Origin of the sequence: Pseudomonas sp. Gutcm_11s (assembly GCF_028649395.1) — a bacterium.
Taxonomy (GTDB): domain Bacteria; phylum Pseudomonadota; class Gammaproteobacteria; order Pseudomonadales; family Pseudomonadaceae; genus Aquipseudomonas.
In genome coordinates, this window is the sequence record NZ_JAQSUW010000007.1 from 110,955 (window position 1) to 126,897 (window position 15,943).

Annotated in this window: 17 protein-coding genes; 8 read left to right on the forward strand and 9 right to left on the reverse strand. The window is 65.1% G+C overall.

The genetic code is table 11. The features are described from left to right. The first annotated feature begins 105 nt into the window (after positions 1–105). The 3 genes from PTT45_RS01900 (at position 106) to PTT45_RS01910 (ending at position 2,219) form a co-directional block, all read left to right on the forward strand. Positions 106–414, forward strand: a complete 309-nt coding sequence (locus PTT45_RS01900; RefSeq protein WP_273811209.1) for a hypothetical protein — start codon at positions 106–108, stop codon at positions 412–414. Positions 415–446: 32 nt separating this feature from the next. Then, the gene (locus tag PTT45_RS01905) at positions 447–773 is read left to right on the forward strand and encodes a hypothetical protein (RefSeq protein WP_273811210.1); all 327 of its coding nucleotides are present in this window, start codon (positions 447–449) and stop codon (positions 771–773) included. A 279-nt stretch (positions 774–1,052) separates the two neighbouring features. Beyond that, positions 1,053–2,219, forward strand: coding sequence for a 1-acyl-sn-glycerol-3-phosphate acyltransferase (locus PTT45_RS01910; RefSeq protein WP_273811211.1), 1,167 nt, complete (start codon positions 1,053–1,055; stop codon positions 2,217–2,219). A gap of 57 nt (positions 2,220–2,276) precedes the next feature. Here the strand turns inward: PTT45_RS01910 and PTT45_RS01915 are convergent, their stop codons facing one another. After that, positions 2,277–2,681 carry a hypothetical protein gene (locus tag PTT45_RS01915; RefSeq protein ID WP_443218139.1) on the reverse strand — a complete coding sequence of 135 codons (405 nt, stop codon included), beginning with the start codon at positions 2,679–2,681 and terminating at the stop codon, positions 2,277–2,279. A gap of 226 nt (positions 2,682–2,907) precedes the next feature. Between PTT45_RS01915 and PTT45_RS01920 the strand changes: the two genes are divergently transcribed. Next, positions 2,908–3,114 (forward strand): hypothetical protein, encoded by a 207-nt coding sequence (locus PTT45_RS01920; protein WP_273811212.1) that lies wholly within the window; start codon positions 2,908–2,910, stop codon positions 3,112–3,114. A 55-nt stretch (positions 3,115–3,169) separates the two neighbouring features. Here the strand turns inward: PTT45_RS01920 and PTT45_RS01925 are convergent, their stop codons facing one another. Beyond that, on the reverse strand, positions 3,170–3,757 hold the full coding sequence (locus PTT45_RS01925) for a YajG family lipoprotein (RefSeq protein WP_273811213.1): 588 nt from the start codon (positions 3,755–3,757) through the stop codon (positions 3,170–3,172). Positions 3,758–3,916: 159 nt separating this feature from the next. Between PTT45_RS01925 and PTT45_RS01930 the strand changes: the two genes are divergently transcribed. Further along, positions 3,917–4,150, forward strand: coding sequence for a hypothetical protein (locus PTT45_RS01930; protein ID WP_273811214.1), 234 nt, complete (start codon positions 3,917–3,919; stop codon positions 4,148–4,150). Between the two features lie 52 nt (positions 4,151–4,202). Here PTT45_RS01930 and mqo read toward each other — a convergent pair whose 3' ends face one another. The 4 genes from mqo to PTT45_RS01950 form a co-directional block, all read right to left on the reverse strand. Continuing rightward, on the reverse strand, positions 4,203–5,687 hold the full coding sequence (gene mqo / locus PTT45_RS01935) for a malate dehydrogenase (quinone) (protein ID WP_273811215.1): 1,485 nt from the start codon (positions 5,685–5,687) through the stop codon (positions 4,203–4,205). A gap of 370 nt (positions 5,688–6,057) precedes the next feature. Then, entirely contained in the window at positions 6,058–6,345 is a 288-nt protein-coding gene (locus PTT45_RS01940; protein ID WP_273811216.1) for a PA4642 family protein, read from the reverse strand. Between the two features lie 87 nt (positions 6,346–6,432). Continuing rightward, on the reverse strand, positions 6,433–6,909 hold the full coding sequence (locus tag PTT45_RS01945; RefSeq protein ID WP_273811217.1) for a WbuC family cupin fold metalloprotein: 477 nt from the start codon (positions 6,907–6,909) through the stop codon (positions 6,433–6,435). Further along, complete coding sequence (locus tag PTT45_RS01950) at positions 6,910–7,467, reverse strand: hypoxanthine-guanine phosphoribosyltransferase (RefSeq protein ID WP_273811218.1); 558 nt, start codon at positions 7,465–7,467, stop codon at positions 6,910–6,912. A 196-nt stretch (positions 7,468–7,663) separates the two neighbouring features. Here PTT45_RS01950 and upp point away from each other — a divergent pair, with 196 nt between their 5' ends. From upp to PTT45_RS01965, 3 genes are all read left to right on the forward strand, one after another. Next, on the forward strand, positions 7,664–8,302 hold the full coding sequence (upp, locus tag PTT45_RS01955) for a uracil phosphoribosyltransferase (RefSeq protein WP_273811220.1): 639 nt from the start codon (positions 7,664–7,666) through the stop codon (positions 8,300–8,302). 2 nt (positions 8,303–8,304) lie between these two features. Continuing rightward, the gene (locus PTT45_RS01960) at positions 8,305–9,567 is read left to right on the forward strand and encodes a uracil-xanthine permease family protein (protein WP_273811221.1); all 1,263 of its coding nucleotides are present in this window, start codon (positions 8,305–8,307) and stop codon (positions 9,565–9,567) included. Positions 9,568–9,739: 172 nt separating this feature from the next. Beyond that, a complete protein-coding gene (locus PTT45_RS01965) occupies positions 9,740–11,227 on the forward strand; it encodes a flavin-containing monooxygenase (RefSeq protein ID WP_273811222.1) in 1,488 nt (495 codons plus the stop codon). Here the strand turns inward: PTT45_RS01965 and PTT45_RS01970 are convergent. The 3 genes from PTT45_RS01970 to PTT45_RS01980 form a co-directional block, all read right to left on the reverse strand. Beyond that, positions 11,224–12,288, reverse strand: a complete 1,065-nt coding sequence (locus tag PTT45_RS01970; RefSeq protein ID WP_273811223.1) for an SMP-30/gluconolactonase/LRE family protein — start codon at positions 12,286–12,288, stop codon at positions 11,224–11,226. The genes PTT45_RS01965 and PTT45_RS01970 overlap by 4 nt on opposite strands. 240 nt (positions 12,289–12,528) lie before the next feature. Continuing rightward, positions 12,529–14,598: a TonB-dependent receptor family protein gene (locus PTT45_RS01975; protein ID WP_273811224.1), complete on the reverse strand. Its 2,070-nt coding sequence runs from the start codon at positions 14,596–14,598 to the stop codon at positions 12,529–12,531. Between the two features lie 4 nt (positions 14,599–14,602). Next, entirely contained in the window at positions 14,603–15,910 is a 1,308-nt protein-coding gene (locus PTT45_RS01980; RefSeq protein ID WP_273811225.1) for a PQQ-dependent sugar dehydrogenase, read from the reverse strand. Between the last annotated feature and the right edge of the window lie 33 nt (positions 15,911–15,943).

Below are 15,943 nucleotides of genomic sequence, written 5' to 3' on the forward strand. Positions count from 1 at the left end.
TTTCCCCAGCAATTCATCAGAGATAGTGGCAACTGGACATCTAGGTAGCTAGAGGCTACAGCTTATTTGGTCTGTTACTCGGCAGACTTCTAAAGGAATCCTCTGATGAAGCTCACGAACCTACTTATTGGAACGGTGATGCTCATTGGCAGTATGTCGGCACACGCGGCATCAATGACAATCAAGCTCAATGGAAAATACATATTGAGCTCTGACACCAGAGTAATTGCAGTAAAGGATTTAAATTGCAACCAAGATCTCGGTCAATTTTCTTTATCCGGAAATCAAGTTATACCTATCACAATCTGCAAAAATGAATCAGGCTATGGAAACATCCAATACCGTAACATAACAAACAACGGCCAATGGGTGAATTCTTCGCTACTAAGCGAAGGGGATGAAGTTTCCCCGTAAGGACTAATAACTTCAACCAAAGAGACACCAACATGAAAAAGCATATTTTACTTTTTACAGCCATGCTTGCATCTCAAAGCTCATACGCATACACCTGGCAAGAACACCTAGAGTGGTCATCAAATGACGATGGCGCTAAGGACTGCCCTACTCAGTACACAGCTTTGGGTGGAGACGCAGCTCAGTGCCCTAACAGGGAGTGCTTAATGGTGCATGCTCGAACAGCAGCGTCTAATAATAATTATGGCCGAGCTTTCCAGATAGTTCTCGTCACCCAGTGCCACAATAAATCGGCGCAACAATCTATTCAGCAGGCTGGGCAAAAAAAGGTTGGCGATTGGCTTGTTGGCATACAGTAATAAATAACAAAAATAGACACCGGCTACGGCCGGTGTTTTTCATGTAGCACTCTTTATAGAGATGTCCTAATTTTAGCGCCTTCACTATGCTCGGGTGTGCCTGCTGACTAGAGGGTCTCGTGGTCATGCCGTAGACAATCGGTAGCCAATCAACGACTCGATCACACCTCATGAGCCCTAGTTTCGGGGCTTTCGCTGTGTCCATGTGACTTGCCGGTATAATCGCCGGTCTATTGCAGGCCCGCGCACGGGCATTCCGAGCAGCCTAACCACGAGAGCATGATGGGCGAATTCGATTCCATCCGACCCTACGCCGACCACGAAGTCCCCGCCGTACTGGCGCGCCTGTTGAGCGACGACACCTTCCTCGGCACCCTGACGCGCTTCCGCTTCCCGCGCCTGGCCGGGCCATTCGGTTGGCTGCTCAAACCTCTTATAGCCCATCGGCTGCGCAGCGAGACGGCCGGTATCACTTCGGTGGATGCCCTGCAGGCGCGGATCGAGCCCTATATCGACCGTACCGTGGAGCGTGCCACCGATGGCATCAGCTTCTCCGGCATCGAGCACCTGAAGGCCGGCACACCCTATCTGTTCCTGGCCAACCACCGCGACATCGTGATGGACCCGGCCTTCGTCAACTACGCGCTGTTCCATGCCCAGCTGCCGACGCCGCGCATCGCCATCGGCGACAACCTGCTGCAGCGCCCCTTCGTCAGCGACCTGATGCGCCTGAACAAGAGCTTCATCGTGCACCGCAGCGTGGCCGGGCGGCGCGAGAAGCTGGCGGCCTTCCAGTTGCTGTCCGCCTACATCAACCACTCGATCCGCGAGGAAGGCCAGTCGATCTGGATCGCCCAGGCCGAGGGTCGCGCCAAGGACGGTGACGACCGCACCGATTCGGCGATCCTCAAGATGTTCCACATGAGCCGCAAGGACGAGCCGTTCGCCGAGGCCCTGGCCGCGCTGAACCTGGTGCCGGTGTCGATCAGCTACGAGTACGATCCCTGCGACCAGGCCAAGGCCCGCGAACTGCATATCCGCGCCAGCACCGGCAGCTACGAGAAGGCGCCGGGCGAGGACGATGCCAGCATCGCCCTCGGCATCACCGGCTACAAGGGCCGCGTCCATGTGCACTTCGGCGAAGCGGTGCGCGAAGGTTTCGAGGATGCCAAGCAGCTGGCCGCACTGATGGACCAGCGCATCCTCGGCGGCTACCGGCTGTTCCCGGTGCACCTGCTGGCCTACGCCCAGTGGGACGAGCGCGACGCTGAACTGCAAGTGCCTAGCGCCGAGCAGCTGTTCCCTGCCGCCGAAGTCGCCGCCGCCCGTGCCGAGTGGCAGCGCCGCCTGGATGCCTGCCCTGCCGAGCAGCGCCCCTGGCTGATCCGCCAGTACGCCACGCCGGTGCGCAACCAGTACCGGGTCAAGGCCGGCCTGCCGCTCTGAGTCGCAGCGCAAACGAAAAAGGCAGCCCAAGGGCTGCCTTTTTTCTTGCTGCGGCGCTTACAGGTGAGTGCTGTAGAACGACAGCACCAGCGCCAGGGCGAGGCAGGCGCCGGCGAAGTGGAAGAAGAAGCGATTGATGCGCAGGGTGCGCTCGTCCAGCAGCGAGGCCTCGCCGTCGACGTCGTCCAGTTCGCTGTCCGCAGCAAGGCGCGCACCGGCACGCAGTTCACGCAGGCGGGTGGCGAGCAGCAACCAGCTGCCAGCCAGGGCGAAGAACATCGCCAGCGCGTTCAGCATGTGCGCGGGATGGTCGGCGAATAGGGTCCAGAGGTACTGCAGGGTCACGCGAATCACCTCGACAACGGAAGCGGTGCACCATCGGCAGGAAATGACCGGCACCAGCAGCAGGCAGCGACCGTCGGTCGGCTCTGGCTCGCGGGTCGCAGCGGTTCGGATGCGCACCAAAAACAGGCAGGATCAGGCCGCAGGCGGCGGGTGGCCTGGGCTGCGGCGGGCGGCAGTCTACTGAAAACAGGTCGGTTATAAATTCCGTTTCCGACGAACGTTGGTGCTAATCGCGAAATCGTCTGAAAACCGCAATATTCCTGGCCTAGGGTTTGACTCTCCCTTAGTGACTCATCAGTCACTGAAGTGACTGAGCGCCATCAATAATCGCGGAGGAACCGCCATGCTCAACCCGCAACCAGTAGACCGGGACTATCTGATCGACTCGCTGGACGAGATCGAAGAGGTGATCGACGAACTCTCCTTCAACGTGCAGGACCACCACTGGCTGGTGTACTGCGCCATGGGCGGCCATGAGCACTACGACCTGCCCGACATCGATGAACACACCGGCCTGTCGCTGCCGGAGCTCTACGCCGAAGCGGCCTGACTTGCAGAAACAAAAAGCCCGGCGATTGCCGGGCTTTTTCATGACCGCTATATCGTCACTGCTGGCCGAGCAGTTGGCCGATGGTCGGGTCCTTGAAGGTGCGGGTCAGGGCGTCGCTGAGTACGTCGCTGATCAGCTTGGTGTTGGTCTCCTGGTTCGGCGCCATGCCGAAGCGCTGGTTCAGCGAAGCACCGTAGCGGCCGCTGTAGCGACGGCTGCTGTTCTGCACGTCGGCGCGGAAGGTGGCGGTGATATCGGCCTCGGTGACATACATGCCCTCTTTCGGCGACTGGTACTTCAGTTCGGCCAGGGTCAGGGTCAGCTGCGGCGCGTTGTAGGCGTTGGCGCTCGGGGTAAAGCCGAGCAGGCGCACGGCGGCCTCGGCCTCGGTCTGCAGGCGCGGCAGGATGTCCTGGCCCTGGACGCTGATGTTGCTGGTTTCCGGGTAGAGGCCACCACGGGTGCCGAGCACCGGCGACTGACGGCCATCGACCACGCGCACCACGACCGGCTGGCCCTGGCCTACGGCCGCCAGCGGCGCGTTGAGCTTGGGCTGTGGACGCAGTTGCTGTGGGCTGTGGGCGCAACCGACGAGGGTGACGCCAAATGCGGCAAGCAGACCGAACAGCAGGTGTTTCTTCATGGGCGATCTCCGAAAAGGTGGCGGCGGAAAATGGCCGGCAGTATACCCAGCGCTCCGCTGACTGTCTTTCCGACCACCGCAGCTACCTGGCGGTTCCTGTCATGGTCCTGTCACCGGCCTGTGGGATAAAAGCTGCGCAGTCGTATGAGGAATGCTTCGATGATGAGTCTGTGGTCCCTGCTCACCCCGCGCGCCCGGATGCGCCGCTTCGCCCTGCTGGATGCCATGGGCAACTGCCGCGCCCTGCGCGAGGCAAGCGAGATGCCCGGCGAAGACGGCTGGGTAGAGGTCAACGAACTGCGCCCGCAGTGGCTGGGCCAGCGCCTGCCGACAGGGGCCAGAGTCGCAGCGGCGCAGCAGGCCGCACGCACGCGCCGCGCACTGGCAGCCTGAATTGCAGGCATGAAAAAGCCGCCCTAGGGCGGCTTTTTCTTTACCGGCCGGATCAGGCCAGCTGCAGAGCCTGGGCGCTGCGCTCGGCAACCGAACGGTACAGCTCGGCGTCGTCTTCCAGTGCCTTCTCGCGGGCCGGGAAGATTTCCTTGAGCTTGTCCGCCCACTCGCCCTTGGTCTTGTCGGCGAAGCAGCGCTCGATCAGGTTGAGCATGATCGACACGGTCACCGAAGCACCCGGCGAGGCGCCTAGCAGCGCTGCAATGGAGCCGTCCTCGGCCGCCACCAGTTCGGTACCGAACTGCAGGATGCCGCCCTTCTTCGCGTCCTTCTTGATGATCTGCACGCGCTGGCCGGCAATCTCCAGGCGCCAGTCGGCCGGGTTCAGGTTCGGGTAGAACTTGCGCAGCGACTCGAGACGCTGTTCCGGCGACTGCAGCACTTCCTTGATCAGGTAGCGGGTCAGGTCGAAGTTGTCGCGAGCCACGGCCAGCATCGGGCCGATGTTGCTCGGACGCACCGACAGCGGCAGGTCGAGGAACGAACCGTACTTGAGGAACTTGGTGGTGAAGCCGGCGTAGGGGCCGAACAACAGCGAGGTCTTGCCGTCCACCACGCGGGTGTCCAGGTGCGGCACGGACATGGGCGGCGCGCCCACTTCGGCCTGGCTGTAGACCTTGGCCTGGTGCTGCTTGACCACTTCCGGGTTGTCGCAACGCAGCCACTGGCCGCTGACCGGGAAGCCGCCGAAGCCCTTACCTTCCGGAATGCCGGACATCTGCAGCAGCGGCAGTGCACCACCGCCGGCGCCGAGGAAGACGAACTTGGCCTTGATCTCGCGCTGCTCGCCGCTCTTGGTGTTCTTCACCTGGGCAGTCCAGCCATCGCCACTGCGCTCGAGGCCGGTGACCTTCTGGCTATAGCTGACGTTGATGCCGCCCTGGGTGGCGAGGAACTGCAGCAGCTGATTGGTCAGCGCGCCGAAGTTGACGTCGGTACCGTTGGCAGAACGGGTCGCGGCGATGCGCTCATCGGCATCGCGGCCCTGCATCATCAGCGGCATCCACTCGGCCATGGTGGCCTTGTCTTCGGTGTATTCCATGTCCGCGAAGGCATGGTGCTGGCTGATGGTGGCGTGACGGGTCTTGAGGAAGCCCACGTCCTTCTCGCCACGCACGAAGCTCAGATGCGGCACCGGATTGATGAAGTCACGCGGCGAACCGAAGCCCTGCTTGCCGGCCAGGTGCGACCAGAACTGCTTGGAGACTTCGAACTGGGCGTTGATCTGCACGGCCTTCTTGATATCGATCGAGCCGTCCGCCGCCTGCGGCGTGTAGTTCAGCTCGCAGAGGCCGGCGTGACCGGTACCCGCGTTGTTCCACGGGTTGGAACTCTCGATGGCGCCGGAGGAACGCAGTTCGGCGATCTCCAGCTTGAGGTTCGGGTCCAGCTCCTTGAGCAGCACCGCGAGGGTGGCGCTCATGATGCCAGCGCCGACCAGCAGCACATCCACAGTTTCGTGATTGACTTGCGTCATTAACGCTTCTCCAAGATCTGCAGTACCAAGCCGCTGACATCGGCCTTTTGAGCCGCGCACCGACGTCTAATCACTGACAGCCAGACGGGTGTCTGGAGCTTCGGAGGGCTGGCACCGTGGCCGATGACTTGGCCTGAACAGACACCGAGCAACCTCGTCCGGCACGTGCCGCCTGTGGGCGATCCGTGCGTTCAATTCTTCAATTCGCCGTAACTCCACAACCGCTCTGCGCCGGCCCGAGGCCATGTGCGCCGAGGCTTTCAGGGCACTCGGGGCGGGAGTTTTCGGCGCGCACAATACCACTAATGCCGCTGACTCAGGCGCAAAAAATGAACGAACCCCGTCAGACGGTCACTTTTTCTACAAAGCCTCAGGCTTTCGCCGCTTTTACCGCCTCGACGTACGGCTCGGCCAGGCGCTGGTCCTGGATCAGGGCGATGAAGTCCTGGCCCTTGGCATCCTTCGCAGCCAGGTCGTAGCCGGCTTCCTTGAAGAAGCCGAGGAACTTTTCGAAGTCGTCGATGCGCAGGCCGCGGTAGGCCTTGACCAGCTTATGCAGGGACGGCGGGGTGTCGTCGACCGGCTCTACGTCCAAGAAAAGACGGATCGAGTCGTCGCTGATCTCTTCGCCAATCACCTGTTTCTTGTCTTTACGCATCACGCACTCCAGCTCGTAGCGGACTCACACGGGGCCGGCAGTTTACCTGCGCCCAGTGCGCCGCTCAACGCGACTAAAGGTGCGTTTTCAGCTGGGGAAGTGCGACTTCATCCAGACCAGGTAGTCGGCGACGCCGACTTCGCCCTCGCGCGGCGCCCAGGCGGCCTGCTCGGCCTCGACCAGTGGGCGGTAGGGACCGGCCTTGCATTCGAAGAGGATGCTGTCGTTTTCCAGCACCGCCAGGGCGTGGAACTGGCCGGGCGCCAGGTCGACGCCGAGGCAGTCGCCGCCGGCCTCGAGCAGACGGGTCTGTTCGAGCGTGCCGTCCTCGCCGAACAGCAACAGGCCGATGCGGCCCTGCAGCACCAGCAGGGTTTCGGCCTTGTCGGCGGACAGGTGGCGATGGGGAGGTATATAGGTGTCGGGCTGCAGCCCCACCGCCAGGCGATGGCAGGGCTCGCTCATCTCGTGCAGGTTGTGGTGGGCACGCCGGCGCGGAGCCTCGGCCGCCTTGCCCGCCAGCGCGGCGAACAGGGCGCGGTCGAGGAAGGCCGGCGCGCGCACTTACAGGCCTTTGACGGCGTAGATGCCGGCAGCGTTGCGCCAGTAGCCCTTGTAGTCCATGCCGTAGCCGAAGATGAAGCGATCCTGGCAGGACAGGCCAACGTAGTCGGCCTTGAGGTCCGGACGGGCCTTGCGGTCGTGGTCCTTGTCGATCAGCACGGCGGTGTGCACGGCGCGGGCGCCGGCGTGCTTGCAGAACTCGATGATGGCCGACAGGGTGTGCCCCTCGTCGAGGATGTCGTCGATGATCAGCACTTCGCGGTCGATGAAGGAGATTTCCGGCTTGGCTTTCCAGAACAGCTCGCCGCCAGTGGTCTCGCTGCGGTACCGAGTGGCGTGCAGGTAGGACAGCTCCAGCGGGAAGTTCAGCTTGGTCAGCAGCTTGCCGGCGAAGATCAGGCCGCCGTTCATCACGCAGAACACCACCGGATTGCTCTCGGCCAGCTCCGCGCTGATGGTCGCACCGACCTGGTCGATGGCCGCCTCGACCTGTGCCTCGGTGAACAGGCAATCGGCTTCGGCCATGATTTGGCGGATGTGGGCGAGATCGGCGGACATGGCGCGCTCCGGGTAGAAAAAGGGGCTGGTTAAAAAATGGTCGGCAAAGGTACTCAGATGGGCGGCACAGGGCAAGCCCGCGGGTACATTTTCTGACCACTCGCTCAGGTGAACCATTAAACTGCGCGGCTTCTACCTGGCATGACCAGTGCTTTACTCTAGCCAGAATTTTTTGCCCGCCCCGGAGAACCCCTGCATGCCCACTCGTGAGATCCGCCATCCGCTGATCCGCCACAAGATCGGTCTGATGCGCCGCGCCGACATCAGCACCAAGAATTTCCGCGAACTGGCCCAGGAAGTGGGCGCCCTGCTCACCTATGAGGCGACCAACGACCTGCCGCTGGAAAACTACGAGATCGAGGGCTGGGCCGGGCCGGTGCAGGTGGAGAAGATCGCCGGCAAGAAGATCACCGTGGTGCCGATCCTGCGCGCCGGCATCGGCATGCTCGACGGCGTGCTCAGCCTGGTGCCGGGCGCCAAGGTCAGCGCGGTGGGCATCGCGCGTAATGAGGAAACCCTGCAGGCGCACACCTACCTGGAGAAGCTGGCACCGGAGATCGACGAGCGCCTGGCGCTGATCGTCGACCCGATGCTCGCCACCGGCGGCTCGATGGTCGCCACCATCGACCTGCTGAAGAAGGCCGGCTGCAAGGAAATCCGCGCCATGGTCCTGGTCGCCGCGCCCGAGGGCATCAAGAAGGTCGAGGACGCCCACCCGGACGTGATCATCTATACCGCCTCCATCGACCAGCGCCTCAACGAACACGGCTACATCATTCCCGGCCTCGGTGATGCCGGCGACAAGATCTTCGGCACCAAGCAGAAGGACGCCTGAGCATGAGCGAGTACAACGACCCGCTACCGCGGCAGATCCTCTCTGGCGCACAGATGCTGTTCGTCGCCTTCGGCGCGCTGGTGCTGATGCCGCTGATCACCGGCATGGACCCGAACGTGGCGCTGTTCACCGCCGGTATCGGCACCCTGCTGTTCCAGCTGGCCACCGGACGCCAGGTACCGGTGTTCCTGGCCTCCAGCTTCGCCTTCATCGCCCCGATCATCGCCGCCAAGGGTGAGTTCGGCCTGCCGGCAGTGCTCGGCGGCGTGGTTGCCGCCGGCTTCGTCTACACCTTCCTCGGCCTGGCCGTGAAGCTGAAAGGCCCGGGCTTCATCGACCGCATCCTGCCGCCGGTAGTGATCGGCCCGGTGATCATCGCCATCGGCCTGGCTCTGTCGCCGGTCGCGGTGAACATGGCCATGGGCAAGACCGGCGACGCCGCCGCGCAGCTGGTGCCCTACCAGACCGCCATGTTCATCTCCATGCCCGCGCTGATCACCACCCTGCTGGTGGCCGTGCTCGGTCGCGGGCTGTTCCGCCTGGTGCCGATCCTCGCCGGCATCGCCGTGGGCTGCATCCTCTCGGCCTTCTTCGGCGTGTTCGATACCGCCGGCATCGCCGCAGCGCCCTGGCTGGCCATCCCCAACTTCGTCGCCCCCGAGTTCCACCTCGGCGCCATCCTGTACATGGTGCCGGTGGCCCTGGCGCCGGCCATCGAACACATCGGCGGGGTGATCGCCGTCGGTACCGTCACCGGCAAGGACTTCGTGCGCAAGCCGGGCCTGCACCGCACCCTGCTCGGCGACGGCCTGGCCACCTCGGCGGCCGGCCTGTTCGGCGGCCCGCCCAACACCACCTACGCCGAAGTCACCGGCGCGGTGATGCTGACCAAGAGCTTTAACCCCAAGGTGATGACCTGGGCGGCGGTGTTCGCCATCCTGCTGGCCTTCGTCGGCAAGTTCGGCGCGGGCCTGCAGGCCATCCCGGTACCGGTGATGGGCGGCATCCTCTGCCTGCTGTTCGGCTCCATCGCGGTGGTCGGCCTGAACACCCTGATTCGCCACCAGGTCGACCTGTCCGAGGCGCGCAACCTGATCATCGTCTCGGTGACCCTGGTGTTCGGCATCGGTGGCATGGTCATCGGCGGCAAGGAGTTCGCCCTCTCCGGCATCTCCCTGTGCGCCATCAGCGCCCTGGCGCTGAACCTGCTGCTGCCGGGCGGCACTGCCTGGCACAAGCACCCGCCGATCGATCCCGAGATCTGATCGCCAAGGCCCCGCTCGCGGGGCCTTTTTCATTGCGGCGCAGTCGCCAGTTTGGCGCTTTCGCCCTCCTCGCGGTTCGCTCAGACAGCCCTCCGGATGCCATGCTGCAGCCAGTGTCGCCCGCCCCTCGGGGTTGGCTAGGCTTGCTGCACACATGGAATGAGGAGCCCGCATGTCCGTCGAAGACCTGGATATCCTGATCGTTGGCGCCGGCCTGTCCGGTATCGGCGCCGCCTGCCACCTGCGCCGCGAGTGCCCGGACAAGCGCCTGGCCATCCTCGAGGGGCGCGCCGCCATGGGCGGCACCTGGGACCTGTTCCGCTACCCGGGCATCCGTTCCGACTCGGACATGTACACCCTCGGCTACAGCTTCCGCCCCTGGACCGACCCGCAGACCATCGCCGACGGCCCGTCGATCCGCCGCTACATCGAAGACACCGCCCGCGAGCACGACGTCGACGCCCTGATCCGCTACCAGCACCGTGTGCAGCGCGCGCAGTGGGACAGCGAGCAGGCCCTGTGGACCCTCGAAGTGCAGCGCGGTGACGCGGCCGAGCCACTGCAGCTGCGCTGCCGCATGCTGATGCTGTGCACCGGCTACTACCGCTACGAGGCCGGCTACACCCCGGACTTCCCTGGCCGCGAGCAGTTCGCCGGGACCTTCATTCACCCGCAACTCTGGCCGCAGGACTTCGACCCCAGCGGCAAGCGCATCCTGGTGATCGGCAGCGGCGCCACCGCCGTGACCCTGGTCCCGGCCCTGGCCGATCAGGCCGCCAGCGTGACCATGCTGCAGCGCTCGCCGAGCTACGTGATCAACCTGCCGCAGCACGACCGCCTGCTCGCCGCGCTGCGCCGCTGGCTGCCGAGCAACTGGGTGTATCGCCTGGGGCGCACGCGCAACGTGGCCTTCCAGATGCTGTTCTACCGCCTGGCCAAGTCCTGCCCTGGGATGATTCGCCGCCTGCTGCTCGGCCTGGCGCGTCGCCAGCTCGGCGAGGGCTACGACATGCGCCACTTCAGCCCGCGCTACAACCCCTGGGACCAGCGCGTCTGCGCGGTACCCGACGGTGATCTGTTCGCCGCCCTGCGCCAGGGCCGGGCCGAGGTAGTCACCGACGAGATCGAAACCTTCACCGAAGCCGGTGTGAAGCTGCGCTCGGGCCGCGAGCTGCCAGCCGATGCCATCGTCAGCGCCACCGGCCTGGAGCTGCAGCTGTTCGGCGGCATGCAACTGGTAGTCGACGGCCGACCCTTCGTCGCCGCCGAGAGCATGGGCTACCGCGGCCTGATGCTGCGCGACCTGCCCAACGCCGCGGTGATCCTCGGCTACACCAATGCCAGCTGGACGCTCAAGGCGGACCTCTCCAGCCAGTACCTGTGCCGCGTGATCCGCCACATGGATGCGCTCGGCATGCGCCAGGTGACGCCACGCCAGCACGGAGAGATCGGCAAGGAGCCGTTCCTCGACCTGCAGTCCGGCTACATCGACCGCGCCGCCCACCTGCTGCCCAGCCAGGGCGACCGCATGCCATGGAAGCTGTACCAGAACTACCTGCTGGACCTGGCCCTGCTGCGCCACGGGCGCCTGGACGACGGCTGCCTGGAATTCAGCTCGCCACAGCCCACGCAGGATGACGAGCTGGCGCTGAGCAACTAGAGCGGCACGCGGTAGGCGCGATCCGCATCGATCTCGCCGACGCCGCCGGGGGTACCGAGCAGCAGCTCGTTGCCCACCTGCACCACGCTGCTGAAGCTGGGCAACTCGCTGCCCGGCGAAGCCTGTAGGCTCTCCAGCACCCTGCCCTCGCCGTCGAAGCGGAACACGTGCGGATAACGGCTGGGCCGCGCCAGCAGCGCTGGCGGCAGGCGCGAGGCGACCTTGCGCAGGAACGGCCAGGGGCCCAGAGCATCGAGCACGGCCTTGCGCGGCGAGAAGAACGAGCACCAGTAGCTGCCATCCGGGGCAATCGACAGGTCGCCGGGGAAGCCCGGCAGGTTGTCCACCAGCACCTCGCGCTGGCCGCTGCGCGGGCCCTGTATCCACAGGCGCGTGATGCGATAGGCGCCGGTCTCGGCCACCAGCAGGTACGACTCGTCCGGGCTCAGCACCACGCCGTTGGCGAACTGCAGGCCATCCATCACCCGCTCGATGCGCCCATCCGGATCACGCACGAACACGCCACCGTCGCCACCGTGCTCCAGCAGCGCCCGCTTGTTTTCGGCCAGGCCCCAGCGGCTGGAAGCCTCGGTGAAGAACAGGCGGCCATCGCGGGCGACGAACACATCATTGAGGAAGGTGAAGCGCTGTTGCGCATCGCTCTGCACCAGCACCTGCGCCTGGCCGTCGGGCGTGATGCGCCAGACCTTGGCATTGGCCTCGTCCGCCGCGTACAGGCTGCCGTCCGGACCGAAGTTCATACCCACCGGGCGCCCGGCCAGGGTAACGAAGGTCTGCGCCTCCGCCCCGGTCGTCCAACGCAGGATGCGGCCGTCGCCGATACCGCTGTAGCGCCGGCCCTGGCCATCCACCACCACGGTATCCGGGCCGTCCAGGCCGGACTGCTCCAGCACCGCGCCATCCAGCCGGGTATTGGCTGCCCACACGCCCTCGGCCTTGGGCACCGGACCGGGCTGCCAGGCCACCGGCTGCAGCGCCGTGGGCCAGAACAGCAGATGACTGCAGGCGGCGAGCAGGGCCAGTAACAGCAGCTTGCGCATGGCGATCTTCCTTATCGTTGTTGTGCCTGCAGCCTAATTCACAGCGCCTCGCGCGGGGACATTCCCGCCGCGCCAAAGCACTGGCCTTGCAGCCGCGCCAGAACCTGTTCACGATCTTCTGGATTAGAGCCAGACAAGGCAAAAGCCCCCGAGGAAGCGCAGTTTACGAGTGGTAAATGAGCATTCCGAGGGGGCTTTTAACGCCGTATGGCCGCGAGCCGGGAGATCGGGGACGGGTTCTCAGAAGTTGAAGGCGAGGTCGGCCCCGAGGTACCAGTTGCGCCCCGGCGCCGGCTCGTAATAACGGCCATTGCCCTCGGCCACGATGACCGAGCCGATGTAGTCGCGGTCCAGCAGGTTATCCAGGCGCAGGGTCTGGCCGAAGGTCCATTGCTGCAGGCTCTGCTCATGCCGTACGCGCCAGTTGAACACGGCATAGCCCGGAGCCGGGCGTTGCTGGTTGCTGTCCTCGACATACACCTTGCTGCGGTACAGGCCCTCGATGGCGGTGGAGAGCGCGGCGCTGGGGCGCCAGAGCAGCTCGCCGTACAGGGTCGTGGCCGGCACGCCGGGCAGTCGATTGCCCGCCTCGATCTGCCGCCCGGCGCTGCTGAAGTCCTGGTCGTAGGTTGCCTGCAGGTAGGTGTAGGCCAGGCTGGCCTGCCACTGCTCGCCCCACTGCTGCTCCAGGCTCAGCTCGACGCCACGGCGCAGGGTCTGGGCGGCGTTCTGGAAGGTGCTGCGCCCTGAGGATGAACCGGCCACGACCAGCTCGTCGTCGGTCTCGATCTGGAACAGGGCGGCATTCAGCCGCGTCCCCTCACTCAGCAAGGCCTTGAGGCCCAGCTCGTACTGGATGCTGGTCGCCGCATCGAGCTGCAGATTGAAGCCACCGGCATCGGGCGAATAGGCCAGCTCGCTCAGGGTCGGCGTCTCGAAGCCCTGGCCGACGCTGAAATAGCCGTGCAGCTCGGGGGTGAAGGCGTAGAGCACGCCGAAGGCCGGCGTGCTCTGCTGGTAGGTACGGCTGCCGCTGTCGTCGCCGTTGCTGCGGTAGTGATCGTCGACCTCTACCTCGACGCGGTTATGCCGCACCCCCGCCTGCAGGGTCCAGTCGCCCAGGCGCCAGTTGGCCTGCAGATAGGGGTCGAGGCTGCTGACCCGGTCCAGCTCGTCGCGGCGCAGCTGGCCCTTCACGCCCAACTGGCTGCCGACGAAGTTCTCGTAGCCCTGGCGGTCGTCCTCGCTATGGTCGTAATCGAGCCCCAGCACCCACTCGAACTCGCCGGGCAAGGCCGCCACGGGTTGCAGCCAGCGCAGGCTGCCACCGTGAAACTCGCGGGTGAAATCGATCACCCCGCCGGCGTGTTTCGGGTTGCCCTGCACGGCGACTGGAATCGACTGGTACTGCACCACCCGCCGCGTTCCCGCATATAGGGTGCTCTGCAGGCTGGCCGCGCCGAACTGGCGCTCGAAGTTCAGGCCCAGCTGCTGCTGATCGATGCTCTTGCGCGTATCGAACAGCTCGGCCACCGCCGGCGCCGCGCGCGGGTCGTCACGGTAGGCGTCCCAGGTCAGCCCCAGCGGATCATCGCTCTGCTGGTTGAAGTCGCTGAAGCTCAGGGCCAGGCGGCTGTCGTCATCCGGATGCAGGGTGAGCTTGGCGAAGGTCTGTTCGCGCAGGGCCGCGCTGTGGTCGCGGTAGCCGTCGGTATCCAGCCGCGAGCTGTCGACGATGAAGCCGCCCCACTGGTTGCCGCCCTCGGCGCTCAACCGCTGCCGGCTCAACTGGTCGCTGCCCCAGGCCGTACCGGCGGACACCTGCGGCGGCCCCTCACCGTCGCGGGAGAACAGCTGGATCACACCGCCCGCGTTGCTGCCGTACATGGTCGCCATCGGCCCACGCAGCACCTCGATGCGCTCGGCACTGTCGAGGTCGAAGGTCGCCAGCTGGCCCTGGCCATCCGGTGTGCTGGCCGGGATGCCGTCGGCGATCAGCTTGATGCCGCGCACCCCGAAGGTGGCGCGAGAGCCGAAACCGCGCGACGACACCTGCAGGTCCTGGGCGTAGTTCTGCCGGTTCTGCACCACCAGCCCCGGCACCCGCTGCAGCACCTCGGAGGCATTGATACCCGGCTGCCCCTCGCTGATGGTGCGCCGATCCAGGCTGTCGACCGAGAACGGCAGGTCGAAGCTGCGCTCGGCGCTGCGCGAGCCGCTGATCACCGAGGGATCGAGCTGCACGGCTTCACTGGCCAGCAGCGGGCCGGGCAGCAGCAGCGCGACGAGTGCGGGGAGGCGCCGCGACACCCGCCTACTCACTCGCCTTGGCGCTGACGCGCCAGATCAGGTTGCCCACATCGTCCGCCACCAGCAGCGCGCCCTGGTCGTCGACCACCACGCCCACCGGGCGGCCCATGGCCTGCTCCTCGCCATCGAGGAAGCCGCTCAGCACATCCTGCGGCATGCCATCGGGCTTGCCGTCCTTGAACGGCACGAAGATCACCTTGTAGCCACTGTGCGGCTTGCGGTTCCACGAGCCGTGCTGGCCGATGAACATGCCTTCCTTGAAGGGCGGCAGCTGCGCCTGCTCGGCAAAGGCGATGCCCAGCGAGGCGGTGTGCGCGCCGAGGGCGTAGTCGGGGACGATGGCCTTGGCCACCAGCTCGGGCTGCGGCGGCTGCACCCGCGCATCGACGTGCTGACCGAAGTAGCTGTAGGGCCAGCCGTAGAAACCGCCGTCCTGCACCGAGGTGATGTAGTCCGGTACCAGGTCATCGCCGATCTCGTCGCGCTCGTTGACCGAGGTCCACAGCTTGCCGCTCACCGGTTCCCAGGCCAGGCCATTGGGGTTGCGCAGGCCGCTGGCGAAGAGGCGCTTGGCGCCGCTGGCCGGATCGACTTCCCAGATCGCCGCCCGCCCCTCTTCCATCTCCATGCCGTTCTCGCCGACGTTGCTGTTGGAGCCGACGGTGACGTACAGCTTGTTGCCATCGCGGCTGGCAATGACGTTCTTGGTCCAATGGTGATTGATCCCGGCCGGCAGGTCGGTGACCTTGGCGCCGTCAGCCTCGATACGGGTCTGGCCGGCCTGGTAAGGGAAACGCAGCAGCGCATCGGCATTGGCCACATACAGCTGATCACCTACCAGGGCCATGCCGAATGGCGAGTGCAACTGGTCGAGGAACACCGTGCGCATCTCGGCAACGCCATCGTGGTCGGCATCGCGCAGCAGGCTGATGCGATCCGCGCTGGGAACCCCGGCGCCAGCCTTCTCCATCACCTTACCGGCGATCCAGCCCTTGATCCCGCCACCCTCGCGCGCCGGTGCGTTGCTCTCCGCCACCAGCACATCGCCGTTGGGCAGCACATACAGCCAGCGCGGGTGATCCAGGCCGGAGGCAAAGGCATTGACCTGCGTGCCGGCGGCAGCCACCGGCTTGCCACCGTCGGGCCAGCCCACGGCAGGGGCGATATTGACGGTGGGTAGCAGCCCTTCGCTCGGCGCCGGCAACTGCGGCTGCGGGCCGTAGCCCTGCTCGACCGGCTGGTTCGAGCCATCGCTACAGCCAGCGAGCGAAACCGCGACCAGCAGACCGGGCAGAAGTGAACGTGTGTGCATGGCGTACTTCCTTTCTTGTTGTGCTCAGGCGTT

Coding starts and splice junctions, on each gene's coding strand:
- PTT45_RS01930 (WP_273811214.1), top strand. CDS start 3,917: ATGATGAGTCTGTGGTCCCTGCTCACCCCGCGCGCCCGGATGCGCCGC.
- PTT45_RS01905 (WP_273811210.1), top strand. CDS start 447: ATGAAAAAGCATATTTTACTTTTTACAGCCATGCTTGCATCTCAAAGC.
- PTT45_RS01950 (WP_273811218.1), bottom strand. CDS start 7,467: ATGTCCGCCGATCTCGCCCACATCCGCCAAATCATGGCCGAAGCCGAT.
- PTT45_RS01910 (WP_273811211.1), top strand. CDS start 1,053: ATGATGGGCGAATTCGATTCCATCCGACCCTACGCCGACCACGAAGTC.
- PTT45_RS01980 (WP_273811225.1), bottom strand. CDS start 15,910: ATGCACACACGTTCACTTCTGCCCGGTCTGCTGGTCGCGGTTTCGCTC.
- PTT45_RS01900 (WP_273811209.1), top strand. CDS start 106: ATGAAGCTCACGAACCTACTTATTGGAACGGTGATGCTCATTGGCAGT.
- PTT45_RS01965 (WP_273811222.1), top strand. CDS start 9,740: ATGTCCGTCGAAGACCTGGATATCCTGATCGTTGGCGCCGGCCTGTCC.
- PTT45_RS01940 (WP_273811216.1), bottom strand. CDS start 6,345: ATGCGTAAAGACAAGAAACAGGTGATTGGCGAAGAGATCAGCGACGAC.
- PTT45_RS01970 (WP_273811223.1), bottom strand. CDS start 12,288: ATGCGCAAGCTGCTGTTACTGGCCCTGCTCGCCGCCTGCAGTCATCTG.
- upp (WP_273811220.1), top strand. CDS start 7,664: ATGCCCACTCGTGAGATCCGCCATCCGCTGATCCGCCACAAGATCGGT.
- mqo (WP_273811215.1), bottom strand. CDS start 5,687: ATGACGCAAGTCAATCACGAAACTGTGGATGTGCTGCTGGTCGGCGCT.
- PTT45_RS01960 (WP_273811221.1), top strand. CDS start 8,305: ATGAGCGAGTACAACGACCCGCTACCGCGGCAGATCCTCTCTGGCGCA.
- PTT45_RS01920 (WP_273811212.1), top strand. CDS start 2,908: ATGCTCAACCCGCAACCAGTAGACCGGGACTATCTGATCGACTCGCTG.
- PTT45_RS01925 (WP_273811213.1), bottom strand. CDS start 3,757: ATGAAGAAACACCTGCTGTTCGGTCTGCTTGCCGCATTTGGCGTCACC.